This is a genomic window from Klebsiella sp. C349492 (assembly GCF_042055345.1).
Taxonomy (GTDB): Bacteria; Pseudomonadota; Gammaproteobacteria; order Enterobacterales; family Enterobacteriaceae; genus Klebsiella; species Klebsiella scottii.
Genome location: NZ_JANQCE010000001.1, coordinates 1 through 13,743 on the forward strand (window position 1 = coordinate 1; position 13,743 = coordinate 13,743).

Sequence of the window (13,743 nt, forward strand, 5' to 3'; positions counted from 1 at the left end):
TCCGAACGGGTCACCACTTCCTCGCTATCAGGGATGCCAACAACGGGGTAATAGCGAAAGCGTGAGCCCACAGGGAAACGCCGGTTAAAGTCTTTGGCGCTCATCTTTTTCAGTACGTTTTTCATGGTGTTGTATCCCCCTGAATCGCTAATGCTTGCCGGCTCTGTTCTACCCGCTGGCGCCAAAGCTCATTAAATCGGGACACGAACAGCCTTTGCGCCTGGCGTGGGTTGAGCGGGTTAATAACAAACTCATCAGTCGGCGCGATACCGGCCAAAATGTCCCACTTATCACCATCATCAATCCCCAAATCGCGCCGTTCTGTCGCCAGCAAGACCAGATCCGCGTGCTTAACTTCGAGGCTATGCTGTATCGGAAGACCAAATAATCCACGGATGGCGCTATCTACCCGCGCCTCCATATCACGGTAATCTGGCAGCAGCGCCTTGAGTGGGGCCGGTATATCCTGGCAGTAGGCTTCTGGGGCATCGTGCAGCAATGCCTCTAGCGCCAATTCTGGCGGGACGAGTTGGCTAACGAGAACCGAATGCTGCGCCACACTGTAGAAATCATCCAGATGACCACAGAACCGGCAGATGTTGGACAGTGCCTGGGCGATATCGTCGATGTCGATCATGTCCAGGCTAATATCCTGGTAATAAAAATGGCGGCCACTGTGAGTACGGATGTAATGATACTTTGCCGGCTGCTGCAGGTTGACCTCGACGCAGTTATGCATCAGCTCGGCATCCATCATGGCATCCGCAATGTTGTAGGCCGATTTGGCCAGGTCGGTATAATCTTCCCAGGCACCGGTATTCAAACCGCTGGTGACTAACGCCTGCATGGCGGCAAGTGCGTAACGCTGCCGGATGTTGAACTCAATATTATTTTTCATCCTGCAACTCCTTATCTTTAATTAACGCGGCATAGTCTTTTTGTGCCCAACGGGTGAATTTAATAAAGGCGTTCATGCCCTCGTGCTGGTTAGGCGCTTCAGGGACACCCGGCACCAATAAATCGTCGTTGGTGCGAGAGTGGCGGGCGATTACCATGATGATGTTTTTCACGTCATCCTCTTGCCCTGAGATAATCGGTAATGCACCGTTAGGTACTTTCGTACCGAATTGAATTAGGCCGCTGGCCCAGGCATACGCGATAAATTTCATTGGAACCTCCACAGTTTTTTATGGCGTTCAATAGCCTGTTTCATTTCCACGCGGGCAGCATTGGTGTGAATTTTGTTGCCGCGTGGGTCATAAAATTGAAAACGAGATTTAACGGGCAGTTGCGGATGCTCGACCACCGTCGCTTTGTTATTCAGGTGGTAAACTCGCGTTTCGCCGTTCTGCTGATGCTCGCAGCCGATGACAGAAAGAAAATTAGCCATGGCCAATCTCCCGACGCAGCCGGTCATTCTCTTTTTCCAGTTCGGTGACACGGCGAGCCAAATTATCCCGCTGTGTTTCAACGGCCAGCAGGTCTTGATATTCCACATATGAGCCCAGCGGGATTTCTCGCATAAACGCAATTTCATGCGACATATGAATTGAGCAATCCGGTGTATAGCGTTTCATTCCGCCACCTCCGGTACTTTCCTGCTGATAGAGCAAAAAGCAGCACGAGCACGGCACCAGTCACTATTAATTGGGTTTTGGGCGAGTTCGGCAGCAACAAGCCAAACCTGGCTAGCATTAACTAATTCATTACTTCGTTCTAATTGGCATGCACGCTCACTGAGCGATTTAAAATCATCAGTGGGATTGATACCCAATTCATAAATATCAATATTGGCAATAGACGCAATAATGGCTGAATCTTTGCCGATATAACGGTACGTGCGTTTATTCCCACGCCATGACGTTTCAATCCATCCGCTCTTGATACCGTAGCTCAACAACGCGCTGACAGTCTTAACATCGCCGCCGATGACATCAGTAACCTCATGTGCGGTAGATGGCCCATTTTGAATGAGCATCTGCCGAATCATTTCTGTTTTAGATAATTTACCCATTTATTTAATCTCCCCCAGCAGTGAGTACAGGCTATAGCCGACATAAACAGACACGCCCCAAAAGACCAGGCAGAACAAAACAGCAACCAACCAGAAAATCAGAACGGTGTATTTAAAACGCGGTTTATTACTACGTTCAGACAAAGGACAATATTTATTATCCATACATCACCTCATGATTTAGGCGTAAGCGCGCCCCTGGCAGGATTACGCCATTTTTAACTACGGTTTAATTTCGGTTTAAATCAGTTGCTGGGTGTTAATGAATCAACGTTAACAAAATACGGCGCAACATTGATTTCTACCACCGTGACCGATTTCAAATCCCTGGCGATATCAACCGTTCTAACCGGTTGTCCGCCACGTAATGCACGGTACGGCTGATAGATAAACGTACTGCCGATTTTATGCTGCTGATTAAACAGCCTGGCTTTAGAACCCATATCACACCGCCGCAATATCAATTGGGATACTGGTCATTTTCCCCTCGGCATCCTTTTTCAGAAACCGAATATAGGTCTTGCTAACAGCGACCTGCAGGGACTCCGAAATGCAATCCATCGCCTGAAGCCAGCGCGGATCATCAATCTTGATACGGCGCAGCGACAGGATACGGCCGGTATTCAACTTGCCTTCCTGGTCAACAGCAAACGCATCATTCACAATGGCTTTTAGGTTTTTGTTAGCCCCCTCTGACCATTCGCTCAGGCACTCGTCGATAATGTCCTTGGCCACCTGCAGCTCCGGCCCGAACGTCAGCGAGTCCTGCACCGCGATGCGGATTTGCTGGCTACCGTCAAAGGTAGAGAACGTCACGTTGCCCTTGAGGCCACCGCGCTGGCGGTCGTACTTCTCCGCCACCAGATCCAACCATGCATAGCAATCATCAAAGCTCTGATTCTTAAACGCTTTGATACGCGCGCTTTCTAATTCTGCCTCTTTGACCTGGGCACGGACAAAGGCATCCATTTCCTGATCAAAAGGGGAAACCTGCTCAATTGGCACCAGACGGCCCTTGCGGTCAGCCATATAGCCGTCAGGGATGATATTTTTTTCAGTGGACATTCTTATTACCTCGCTGTTCGTTTGTAAAAACCTTCACTTCTGATGGGTTAGCAGATTGTGATTTGATATATTCCACGATGGCGTTATGAATACCATTACCCATATCCGCTTCTTTTTTTGTGCAAAATCCTTCGCCTTGAATATCGCAGCCGATACCGCTTTCATCTTCTTTTATCGTTAAAACAAATTTAAATGACATAGAGCCGCCTTATTTATGTGAAGTCATTTCACGCCAGATAATGTGAGCGCCACGGAAAATGGTCATTTTCACCGTGTTTTTCACGCCGTCTTTATTCTCTGTAATTTCTACTGCACCGTGTTCCCATGATTTCAGCGGCCGTTCAACTTCAATCACGGGGCGGCGTAAATCATGAAAATCGACTACGGTCAGACCGGCACGCATCAGGCAGTTAATTGGCGCCATCAACTGCGGGTTATTAATGGGTAAGTTTTTCATTGCTTGCTCCACGTTAGCTAATCAACATGCCGGCAACTTTATCGACCATCGCCTCATCAATCGGCGTAGCGTTAATTTCGCTGGCCCGGATGGTGCCGCGCGCCAGTTTGAACATGCGCCGCGCATTACCTTTGGATGCCTTGTAAAAGGCCGAAAATACCCGGTCATTGCTGGCTTCCTCCACCATACTGGTGAGGATCGCCTGCAGGTCTGCCTGGGGCAGCTTGTCCTGCAGATCGAGCGCAAAGCCTACACGGCTATATAGCTGGGCGAACTCCCCGCGCTTGCCTTTGAGGTTCAGAATCAAACGCGGCATACCCGCCAGAACGATACCCACGCCGGCCTTATCGTGGATGCGGCGAATGACCTCCAGCGCGCGGTATGGCAGGTTTTCAGCCTCATCAATCAGAACTGCGCGCCCAGTGCCACTCAGTGCCGTAATGCAGCTCTCGCTAAGCTCATGGATAGTGCCGCGCTTGCTGAGTCCCAGGCTCTCGCACAGTTCCTGCAGCAACACCAGGGCGGTATAGCCGGGGTCTGCCTCGATCAAGATGGCATCGCGATAGCGGTTGGCATATTCCTTGAGCATCATCGTTTTGCCCAGGCCAGCGGCGCCATAAATAACGTTGATGTCATTTTCAAGATGCGCCATGCGAATGACCTCAAGCCCACTTTTCGCGGTGACTGTCGGCACAAAATCAATTTTCAAATGATGCAGACGGTCTTTATCAGATTCACGCTGAATAAAGCCCTGCAGCAATGATTGCAGCGTTTTTATATCGCCGTTATATTTACCGCTCAGGAAAGTGCTAATGGCCGCAGGGCTTTTACCGATGGCGCGGGCAACGTGGCTTTGTGTATAGCCCTTGCGGTTCATTAACTCTTCAAGTTGCACAGTAATATCAGACATTCTTCATTCTCCAGTTAACGGGAATTCGTTTTCTTAAAATATTCTTCTCGGTCAGTCTCCAGCAGAAATATCGGTTTGCTTTCTACTGGTTCGGCATCAATAAACATGCTGCCAAAATCAGGGCGTGACTCGCCGGGCAGGGTTCCCCTGGCTTCGGCCTCGATTTCATCACGCTGCTCGTCGATACGCTGCAGGCGGCGCTGACGGCGTTTCTCCTGCAGGGTCTCCATTTTGCTAACCGGCATAGCGGCGCGTTTATTGCCGCCAAATATCGCGGTGCAGACATAGGAGCCATTCATCCGGCGAATAATGACCTGTGATGCGTCGTGAATATCGAACGCCACACGCACCTTTTCCCCGTCCACATTTATCAGGTCTTGCGAGAAATAATCATTATTCAGCAGGCTGACATACCCACGGCTGGCGGAGCGTATTTCTTCCGGCATGAACATTTCATGCAGCTCAACATCCGTTAGGTATTCAATTTCATCCCCCTCAGTCTCTAACACCGCGCGGCGGTATTCGGCTGGGGTCATATGGCGCCCATTGCGCTTAGGCAATTCACGGTGTTGATGGGTCGCGTTATATTTTTCTACTTCATCCTCGACAATATCGATGAGCTGTTGCCAAGACGGCAGCTGCGCCAGGGCATTACGTTGAACGGGGTTCAGTTCACGCCCGTTTTCCAGCGCCTTGACTGCTGACTGGATACGGCGCCCGGTCATGCGCACATGCTCTCTATCAGCTGACGGCCCGTTAAACGTCTCAAAATTCATTGCGATACGGCGGGGAATAACGCCGTTCAGCCGTTCGATAATCCCGCGCGATTGAGGGCGCCCTGGAATACTGGTGGTATGTTCGATCCCCATGCGGGGGAAAATACCGGTTATATCGGCATCCAGCGTTTTGTTGGTTTCACCGCCCCCGTTATCGGAGTACGTCAGCAGCGGCTTGCCATAGCGCTTCATGGCATAGCGATACGCATCAGCTACCGCTACCACGTTTTCTGACAGCCCCAGGCTCCAGCCCACGCAGAAGCGTGTACGGCCATCCAGTACCAGTGTCAGCTCCGGCGTGAACGGGCGCCCGTGTACCGGGTGGGCGACTTTCATATCCAAAGACTTACCATCGGCGATCCATACGCCATTTACCGGCATTTGCGACCAGTCGCGCGTGACGTAAGTTTCATAGGCCAGCTTGGCGGAGCCACTGACGCGCCCGTTAGCGCGCTCCCGGCGCGGCAATTTCACCATAGCCCGCCGAACGGCATCGTAAGACGGGCAAGCGGCAGCGATAGCAGGCTGATCGCTGTATGTCAGTTGCCATTCATGGCAGAAACTCGCGTAGGCTTCCCGCAACGATGGCCCATTCAGGCTGCGCCAGTGAGCCAGAAACATCGGCAACCATTTAATCTGCTCCGGCTTTTTGGCCTTAAGGTGGCCAGGTGCCAGCATGGCCATACGCTCAACACCGGGCTTGGTGGTCTCAAAAATGGTCAGCCATTCCTGCAGGCTGCGTGTGCCAACCCCTGTGCGGGTTGAGCCTGGACGGGCGTTTGCGTGTTTTGCGGCTTCCTGCAGGTGTGCCGGCAACGTCCCATTGCGTGAGTTGTTCGCGACGTAAGCGACGGCAGCGGTGCGCGAAAGACCACTATCACGCAGCTTCTCCACCTCCATGGCCAACGCGGCGCGGGCATCAGCAATTTGCTTTTGCCGTGCGGTCAATTGCTTGACTTCACGCTCAAGCAGAGCCGGGCACTGGCGCATCAACTCCAGCTTGGAGCCTTTCTCTTGCGCCGCCGCTTTGCGCTTGGCTATCTCCCGTGCAGCGACTTCCTGCGAGCGGTTTTCCAAGATTGAACGGTAGAACCGGTTCTTTATATCTTCCTGGGTCGCTAGCGGAAGAAAATCAATCTGATATTCGAAAGCCTTAGTGCCAGCTTTTTTCCTCCGAACAGACGGATTCTTTGCGGCCAGGTTATCAAGATACTTCCTGCACCCACGCTCAGTACCAGGCATACCGTTGCACCCTGTTAACTCAGAAACGGTCGACCACATCACACCACCTCGCTGTATCTAGATGGCCAGATTTCGGATGGATGTACGCCGAGCTCATCAGCAATAATGCGTTCTGCTTTTGGATAGCGGCGATCCAATGCATTATTTAACGTACGAGAGTTAAGGCCGGAGCTACGCGATAAACTGGCGAGGGAAGTCCCTTTCTTGCGTAGCTCAGCGATGATGTCAGCCCGATGCCAATCACAAGAAGTGATTCCATTTTTAGAGGTTTTTTGAGAATCTATCTGATTATGCATAGTAATAACACCCATGTATTACACACTGTAATAAAAGTATTGATCACTAAAAGGAAAATATCAAGGTTTTTTGGTTCCTTTTGTGTTTGGTGTGGGTTCTTTTTTTGATTGAAATTAAATAAAAGAGGTATCAATGAGTTACGCAGGAAAGGAACCAAACGGCCCTAAAGGTACTGCAATTCCTTTTGAGGATAATCAAAAAGGAACCACCTTTAAGGATCGGTTGCGGAAAGCGATAGGTGATAAAAGTATTCGGAAGTTTGCTGCTGAATGTGGGATTTCGTATGGTGCCATGCATAAATACTTTGCGGGGGTAACGCAGCCAACGCTTGATAACCTTGTAGCACTCTCTAAAGCGACTGGAGTCAGCATCGAATGGTTGGCTACAGGTGAAGAACGGTCTCCAGCAGTACAAGGTTCCATGCCAGCCCCTTTGGGGAAGTCTGTTGTTACCACAGATACACACGGTAACGAGGTAAATTTAAGTGATTTTGTTTTCATTCCACGTTACAACATTTCTGCTGCGGCAGGATATGGGGCCTGGAATGAAGAGGAAAGCCCGATGTTTACAGTATCTTTCCGTAGATATTGGGTTGTGAATCACCTGAAAGCTGACCCTGCAAAGCTATCGGTTATCAGCGTGTATGGTGATTCAATGGAGGGTGTTTTGAATGACAAAGATATCATCTTAGTCAATCATGGGGATCGTGAGCCTAGAGAGGGAATCTACGTGCTACGTATTGATGGTCAGCTCATTGTGAAGCGTGTACAGCGCCTCCCTGGTTCCCAACTCCATATCACAAGCACCAACCAAGCATACAGGCCGTTTACTATCGATTTGAATAATGTACCTGATGATTTTGATGTGGTTGGCAAAGTGGTTTGGTTTGGAAGGGTGATTTAAAGGCTTTTAAAAAGCTGCTAAGAACTCATTAAAAACAATCCAAAGCAGTGCAAAATTTAACGCATTTTTCTTCATGATCTCTCATTTTTCGGCGGGCCGTGCAAAATCAGACCGTGCCCGCCGAACCCGCGTATTTCAAGGCGTCCGGCCGATTTTTCCCTGATGATCCTACCGTGCATAAATGATCACCTCCCCACACGCGGGCCGCCATTTTAGGCAGCGAGATATCAATGTTAATTTGCTGCGGGATCGCCCCGCCGATGGCGACCTTGCCGACGCCGGGCACCAGCACCAGCTCCCGGCGCAGCTGCTCGGCATAGCGGACCAGCTCCGGATTGGTAAAACTGTCGCCGGAAATGGCAAAGAAGAAGCCAAACACGTCGCCGAAATCGTCGTTCACGAAGGGGGAAACCACGCCGGGCGGGAAGAGTCGGGCCGCGTCTCCCACTCTGCGCCGCAGCTCGTCCCAAATCTGCGGCAGCTCGCTGGAGTGATAGTGCGAGGCGATGTTAACGGTAATCTGCGACAGCCCGTTGGAGGAGATAGAGCTGACGTTATCCAGGTAGGGCAGCTGTTGCAGGGCATTTTCCAGCGGAAGGGTGACCTCCTCCTCGACCTGCTGAGCCGATGCGCCCGGATAGTGGGTAATGACCACGGCGGTCTTGATAGTAAACGCCGGATCTTCCAGACGGCCGATATTGAGCAGGGCGAAAATACCGCCAACGCCCAGCAGCAGAATGGTGAGCCAGACGCGAACGGGATTATTAATAAACTGGCGGGAGATATCCATTAAAGGCCTCGTTCACGCGTCCAGATTCGAACCGGCTGCTGGGCATGCAGTTCGCTTACGCCGGCCGCCACTACGCGCTCGCCGGCGCTGAGCCCATCGGTAATGACCACCCCCTGGGTTGTCACCTGCCCGACGCTCACTTTGCGATCCTCAAGATGCAGCTGCTCGCCATCGCCTTTAATCACCCACACGTGCGGCTCGTTGCGCTGATGATTATCAGGATTGAACACCGCCTCAACCGGCACCACCAGCGCCTCGCGGCCCGCGTTGGCGGGGAGGTTTGCCAGATTCACCGTCACGGTGCCGCTGACGCCGCCGACCGTCGGGAAATCGTCCGGGCGCGGCATGGTCAAAATCACCTGCCAGGTGAGGGTGCTATTGTCGCTGCTGCCGGAATGCTCTTTGTACTGCGCGGTGAACTGGCGGTCCGGCAGGGAGTTGATTCTGACGATCGGCCGATACCGGGCGTTGCGGATATCAAAGGCGGTAAAGAGGTTTTCAGGGATGCTAAAGACCACGTCGAGCAGATCGGTACGCGTCAGGGTAACCACGGTCTGCCCGGCGGCCACCACCTGATGATTGCGGACCGGGACGCTGGCCGCCACCCCGCTAAAGGGCGCGTTTAGCGTCATCTGGTCGAGCTCTTCGCGGGCGATTTTCAGCGCGGCGTTTGCCGAGTCGCGGCTGGCGCGCTGAACGTCCATTTCCGCTTTCGAAATAGCCTGGCGGCCGGCGAGGGTCTGAAAGCGATCGAACTGCCGCTGGGCGAGCGTGGCGGCGGTTTGTCGTTCATTGACGCGCTGCTGGGCTTCGCGCGCGTTGAGGCGGGCGAGGACCTCCCCTTGCGCAACGTTCGCGCCTTGCCGAACCTCGAGCGATTCAACCTGGCCGCCTCGTTTAAAAGAGAGCTCCGTGGAGTCCCCGGATTCGATGCGTGCGGGGAAAACGCGCTGCTGTGAATCACCTACCGCGGTCACCTCAGCGGCTTTCACCATCCGCGGCAGCGGCGTAACCTGCGGCGCTTTCTGGTCGCAAGCTGTTGTTATTAAAATAACAACAGGAATGAGAGAAAAATAACGGTTCACTGTATTCCCCGCAGAGCTAAGAGATTTATTTTACATATTAGTTACAAGCGTCGGACTTATTCAGCCAGGGCAGAGACGACGACGTAGGTGAATAATCCTGTAGCCGTACAGGCAATTATTGCCAGGGCGATAAACAGGCTCAGGCGAAACAGACTATAGCCAAACATCGTTCCTCCTTTGGTACTGGTTATATTGTAAGTAGATTCTTATCTACCTAATTACTGAGTGGTTTTCAGAAGCGCTGCGGCTCCTGATAATGAGCATAGTCGTAGAAAAGCGGAAATGTTAAAAAGAGTAAAAATTGCCCTTATGTCGACGGTTTAGCGGCGTTTTCAGCCGAATTGTCTGAGGCGGGCTATCTCCGTGATATTTTTCAATATATTAATTGGCGGCTTAATCATGTTAACCGTCGTGTGCTACGTTTAATCATACCGACTTCTGTGCCAGCTTTGTTCCTGAGATTTTTTCCTCAACGCGTCTCGTTGGGAGTTATTCGCCATCTATTCTATTGGTAATAAAAGGATTGTCTGTATGTATAAAAATATTCTGGTCCCGGTTGATGTCTTTGAAATTGGCCTTGCCGACAAGGCGCTATCCCACGCTCAGTTTCTCGCGCAGAGCTCTTCCGGGATAATTCACCTGCTGCACGTAAATCCTCTATTTTCCCCGGCGCTGACGCGTGGATTTATTTCCGATGCGCGAAAAATGGAAGACTATCTTGTTAAAAATTCTCAGGAAAAGCTGACTGAGTTAGCCAAAAAGGCGAGCCTGCCGGAAGGTGATATTCATATTCACGTCCGCAGCGGCAATATTCGTGATGAAGTGACGAAGCTGGCCGACGAGCTGCAGGCGGATGTGGTGATTATTGGCTCACGCAACCCCAATATTCAGACGCATTTGCTGGGTTCCGAGGCGGCCAGTATCGTTCGTTATGCTCACGTTCCGGTATTTGTTGTGCGTTAAGGGCGGCCTGATGCTGTTCTGATTTCCGTTACAGGAGTGAGGAGATAACTATGAGTACAGACAAACCGGGCGGCCCGTTCTACAAGCTCTCCGTCGATGAAACCCTGTCCAGCACCAACAGCTCCCCCGAAGGTATTAGCAGCGCAGAAGCGGCATCGCGACTCCAGCAATACGGCGAGAATGCGTTACCGCAAAAGGCGGGTAAACCCGCGTGGCTGCGCTTCCTGGCCCATTTCAACGATGTTCTGATTTACGTCCTGCTGGCAGCGGCGCTGCTGACTGCGGTCATGGGCCACTGGGTCGATACCCTGGTGATCCTCGGCGTCGCGGTGATCAATGCTCTGATCGGGCATATTCAGGAAAGTAATGCGGAAAAATCGCTGCAGAGCATTCGCAATATGCTTTCCAGCGAAGCGGTGGTGATCCGCCAGGGGAACCATGAAACGATTCCGACCACCGCGCTGGTGCCCGGCGATATCGTGGTGATCCGCGCGGGCGACCGCATTCCTGCCGATCTGCGGGTTATTGAAGCCCACAACCTGCGCGTGGAAGAGGCGATACTCACCGGCGAGTCGACGGTGGTTGAGAAAAGCACCGAGGCGCTGAGCGGCGAACTTCCCCTCGGCGATCGCACAAACCTGCTGTTTTCGGGGACCACGGTCAGCTCCGGCGGCGGTAAAGGCCTGGTGGTGGCGACCGGCGGTGATACCGAGCTGGGCCATATCAACCAGATGATGGCGGATATTGAAAAACACCGCACGCCGCTGCTGGTGCAGATGGATAAGCTCGGTAAAGCCATCTTTATTATTATCTTGGCGATGATGGCCGCGCTGTTTGTCTTCAGCCTGCTGTTCCGCGATATGCCGGTTTCGGAGCTGATGCTCTCGCTGATTAGCCTTGCGGTGGCGTCGGTGCCGGAAGGGCTGCCGGCGATCATCTCGATCATTCTCTCTTTGGGCGTGCAGACTATGGCGCGGCAGAAGGCGATTATCCGCAAGCTGCCGACCGTTGAGACCCTCGGGGCGATGACGGTGATTTGCTCGGATAAAACCGGGACGCTGACCATGAACGAGATGACGGTCAAAGCCGTCATTACCGCAGATGCCGTCTATCGGGTCGAAGGGGATAGCTATGAGCCGATCGGTAATATTCATCCGATAGATGATTCCGGGCCGCTGGTGGTGGCGCCGGGTACGCTGCTTGAGCGCTATCTGCGGACCATTGATTTATGTAACGACAGCCAGCTCATCAAGGATGAAAGCGGATTATGGAAAATTACCGGCGGCCCGACGGAAGGGGCGCTGAAGGTGCTGGCGGCGAAGGTGGCGCTGCCGGCGGTGGCAACCGAGCTGCGCAGCAAAATTCCTTTCGATTCGCAGTATAAATATATGTCGACGCTCTACCGGATCGGTGATGAGGAGGCGATCTTAATTACCGGCGCCCCTGACGTGCTGTTCCGACTCTGCCAGCAGCAGCAGACCGACGGCGGCCTGCAGCCGCTCGATCAGCCGTACTGGGAGGCAAAAATTGAAGAGTACGCGCGGGAAGGTCTGCGCATGGTGGCGGCGGCGTGGAAACCTGCGGCCAGCGGGCAGACCGAGCTGACCCACCAGGATTTGCAGCAGGGGGTTATCCTCCTCGGCATCGCCGGGATGATGGACCCGCCGCGTCCGGAAGCCATTACGGCGATCGGCGACTGCCTGCAGGCGGGGATTCGCGTGAAGATGATCACCGGCGATCACCCGCAAACGGCGATGAGCATCGGGCAAATGCTGGGCATCGGCAACGCCGGCACCGCCATTACCGGGCGCGAGCTGGAGGTGATGGACGACCAGCAGCTCAGCGAAGCCGCGCAGAAGTTTGATATTTTCGCCCGTACCAGCCCGGAGGATAAATTCCGCCTGGTGCAGGCGCTGCAGAGTAAAAAAGAGGTGGTCGGGATGACCGGCGACGGGGTGAACGATGCCCCGGCGCTGAAGCAGGCTGACGTTGGGATCGCGATGGGCATCAAGGGAACCGAAGTGACCAAAGAGGCGGCCGATATGGTGCTTACCGATGACAACTTCGCCACCATCGCCAGCGCGGTCAGGGAAGGGCGGCGGGTGTACGATAACCTGAAGAAAACCATCCTCTTTATTATGCCGACTAACCTGGCGCAGGGGCTGTTAATTATTATTGCCCTGCTGGCGGGGAATTTAATTCCGCTGACCCCGGTGCTGATCCTGTGGATGAACATGGCGACCTCGGCCACGCTGTCGTTTGGCCTGGCGTTTGAGGCCGGCGAGAAGAACATTATGAAGCGCCCGCCGCGCGATCCTAAGCTGCACGTTATGGACGGATTCGCTATCTGGCGGGTGATTTTTGTTGGCTCGATGATTGCCGTGAGCGCCTTCGTGCTGGAAGCCTGGCTCCAGCCGCGCGGCTACTCTCCGGAGTTTATTCGTACCGTCCTGCTGCAAACGCTGGTGACCGCCCAGTGGTTTTATATGCTCAACTGTCGCGTAGCCGACGGCTTTTCTCTGAGCAAAGGATTACTGGCCAACAGAGGCATCTGGGTCGTCAGCGGCGTCCTGCTGGTGCTGCAGCTGCTGATAATCTACGCGCCGTTTATGCAGATGCTGTTTGGCACCGCGGCGCTGCCGTTCCGCTACTGGGTGATCACCTTCATCATCGGATTTGTGATGTTCCTGATTGTGGAAATCGAAAAACCGTTAACCCGCAGATGGCGTACGGCCTGACGGGCGGCGAGCGGGATCAGGCAAGCGAACCGTGGAGCTTACGGGGGCAGGCCATCCGGGGCCTCCCCTTCCAACGTAGCGTATCGATAAAATACCCGAACCGTCGGAGTGACCCGGCGGCTCGGGTAATTAATTTTTAATCTCCCGCGGGCACGCCGTCGAGCCGTGGAAGAGGCGTTAAGCAGAATGAGAGGCGGTTTGAATGTGGGCGCTCGTGGGTTATTTACCGGCAGGCCAGAAGATGAGTGCGACCGGAGGCGCAAAGATCAGCAGGAAAATCGGCAGTTCTTCAGCAAAGCTATAGCCCGCCCGGATGATACCGAGCGCCATATTGGCTGACGCCAGGCCGAACCACAGTAGGGCAAACAGCAGCGGAAGCAGGCCAGAGGCCGGTGGATGAGCCGGCATGAACAGCCGCGTCAGCAGGCGGAACAGGCCCGCCAGCAGCAGGCCGCTGAGCAGAAATAACAGGGTGCGCATAGGCAATTTTTCCTCAGCTGCCG

At 53.4% G+C, this 13,743-nt stretch carries 18 protein-coding genes and 1 pseudogene; 3 read left to right on the forward strand and 16 right to left on the reverse strand.

Annotated features, from left to right (window positions below; genetic code table 11):
* Window positions 1–121 precede the first annotated feature (121 nt).
* The 13 genes from NWP14_RS00005 to NWP14_RS00065 all read right to left on the reverse strand — a co-directional run bounded on the left by NWP14_RS00005 (window position 122) and on the right by NWP14_RS00065 (window position 6,775).
* Window positions 122–739 (reverse strand): HD family hydrolase, encoded by a 618-nt coding sequence (locus NWP14_RS00005; RefSeq protein WP_375215081.1) that lies wholly within the window; start codon window positions 737–739, stop codon window positions 122–124.
* 148 nt (window positions 740–887) lie between these two features.
* On the reverse strand, window positions 888–1,169 hold the full coding sequence (locus tag NWP14_RS00010) for a host nuclease inhibitor protein (protein ID WP_375214522.1): 282 nt from the start codon (window positions 1,167–1,169) through the stop codon (window positions 888–890).
* Entirely contained in the window at window positions 1,166–1,390 is a 225-nt protein-coding gene (locus NWP14_RS00015) for a hypothetical protein (protein ID WP_375214523.1), read from the reverse strand. The genes NWP14_RS00010 and NWP14_RS00015 overlap by 4 nt, the downstream gene beginning before the upstream one ends.
* Entirely contained in the window at window positions 1,383–1,577 is a 195-nt protein-coding gene (locus NWP14_RS00020) for a hypothetical protein (RefSeq protein ID WP_375214524.1), read from the reverse strand. The genes NWP14_RS00015 and NWP14_RS00020 overlap by 8 nt, the downstream gene beginning before the upstream one ends.
* Window positions 1,574–2,014 carry an ANR family transcriptional regulator gene (locus NWP14_RS00025; protein ID WP_375214525.1) on the reverse strand — a complete coding sequence of 147 codons (441 nt, stop codon included), beginning with the start codon at window positions 2,012–2,014 and terminating at the stop codon, window positions 1,574–1,576. Before NWP14_RS00025 ends, NWP14_RS00020 begins: the two co-directional genes overlap by 4 nt.
* A complete protein-coding gene (locus tag NWP14_RS00030) occupies window positions 2,015–2,179 on the reverse strand; it encodes a hypothetical protein (RefSeq protein ID WP_375214526.1) in 165 nt (54 codons plus the stop codon).
* An 80-nt stretch (window positions 2,180–2,259) separates the two neighbouring features.
* Window positions 2,260–2,457: a hypothetical protein gene (locus NWP14_RS00035; protein ID WP_375214527.1), complete on the reverse strand. Its 198-nt coding sequence runs from the start codon at window positions 2,455–2,457 to the stop codon at window positions 2,260–2,262.
* Window position 2,458: 1 nt separating this feature from the next.
* Entirely contained in the window at window positions 2,459–3,079 is a 621-nt protein-coding gene (locus NWP14_RS00040; RefSeq protein WP_375214528.1) for a DUF3164 family protein, read from the reverse strand.
* On the reverse strand, window positions 3,069–3,278 hold the full coding sequence (locus tag NWP14_RS00045) for a hypothetical protein (RefSeq protein WP_375214529.1): 210 nt from the start codon (window positions 3,276–3,278) through the stop codon (window positions 3,069–3,071). Before NWP14_RS00045 ends, NWP14_RS00040 begins: the two co-directional genes overlap by 11 nt.
* 9 nt (window positions 3,279–3,287) lie before the next feature.
* The gene (locus tag NWP14_RS00050; protein ID WP_375214530.1) at window positions 3,288–3,536 is read right to left on the reverse strand and encodes a hypothetical protein; all 249 of its coding nucleotides are present in this window, start codon (window positions 3,534–3,536) and stop codon (window positions 3,288–3,290) included.
* A gap of 13 nt (window positions 3,537–3,549) precedes the next feature.
* Window positions 3,550–4,446, reverse strand: coding sequence for an AAA family ATPase (locus NWP14_RS00055; RefSeq protein ID WP_375214531.1), 897 nt, complete (start codon window positions 4,444–4,446; stop codon window positions 3,550–3,552).
* Between the two features lie 14 nt (window positions 4,447–4,460).
* Complete coding sequence (locus NWP14_RS00060; protein ID WP_375214532.1) at window positions 4,461–6,503, reverse strand: Mu transposase C-terminal domain-containing protein; 2,043 nt, start codon at window positions 6,501–6,503, stop codon at window positions 4,461–4,463.
* Window positions 6,503–6,775, reverse strand: coding sequence for a helix-turn-helix domain-containing protein (locus NWP14_RS00065; RefSeq protein ID WP_375214533.1), 273 nt, complete (start codon window positions 6,773–6,775; stop codon window positions 6,503–6,505). The genes NWP14_RS00060 and NWP14_RS00065 overlap by 1 nt, the downstream gene beginning before the upstream one ends.
* Before the next feature lie 118 nt (window positions 6,776–6,893).
* Between NWP14_RS00065 and NWP14_RS00070 the strand changes: the two genes are divergently transcribed.
* Window positions 6,894–7,664 carry an XRE family transcriptional regulator gene (locus tag NWP14_RS00070; RefSeq protein ID WP_375214534.1) on the forward strand — a complete coding sequence of 257 codons (771 nt, stop codon included), beginning with the start codon at window positions 6,894–6,896 and terminating at the stop codon, window positions 7,662–7,664.
* Window positions 7,665–7,863: 199 nt separating this feature from the next.
* Here the strand turns inward: NWP14_RS00070 and NWP14_RS00075 are convergent.
* Together NWP14_RS00075 and NWP14_RS00080 are read right to left on the reverse strand one after the other, a co-directional pair.
* Window positions 7,864–8,454: pseudogene (locus NWP14_RS00075) on the reverse strand (efflux RND transporter permease subunit); the annotation flags it as partial.
* Entirely contained in the window at window positions 8,454–9,539 is a 1,086-nt protein-coding gene (locus tag NWP14_RS00080) for an efflux RND transporter periplasmic adaptor subunit (protein WP_346431111.1), read from the reverse strand. The pseudogene NWP14_RS00075 and the gene NWP14_RS00080, both read right to left, overlap by 1 nt.
* Window positions 9,540–10,070: 531 nt before the next feature.
* Between NWP14_RS00080 and NWP14_RS00085 the strand changes: the two genes are divergently transcribed.
* Entirely contained in the window at window positions 10,071–10,502 is a 432-nt protein-coding gene (locus tag NWP14_RS00085; protein WP_095101178.1) for a universal stress protein, read from the forward strand.
* A gap of 50 nt (window positions 10,503–10,552) precedes the next feature.
* Window positions 10,553–13,240, forward strand: a complete 2,688-nt coding sequence (locus tag NWP14_RS00090) for a cation-transporting P-type ATPase (protein ID WP_375214535.1) — start codon at window positions 10,553–10,555, stop codon at window positions 13,238–13,240.
* 219 nt (window positions 13,241–13,459) lie between these two features.
* Here the strand turns inward: NWP14_RS00090 and NWP14_RS00095 are convergent, their stop codons facing one another.
* Entirely contained in the window at window positions 13,460–13,720 is a 261-nt protein-coding gene (locus NWP14_RS00095) for a hypothetical protein (protein ID WP_375214536.1), read from the reverse strand.
* Window positions 13,721–13,743 lie beyond the last annotated feature (23 nt).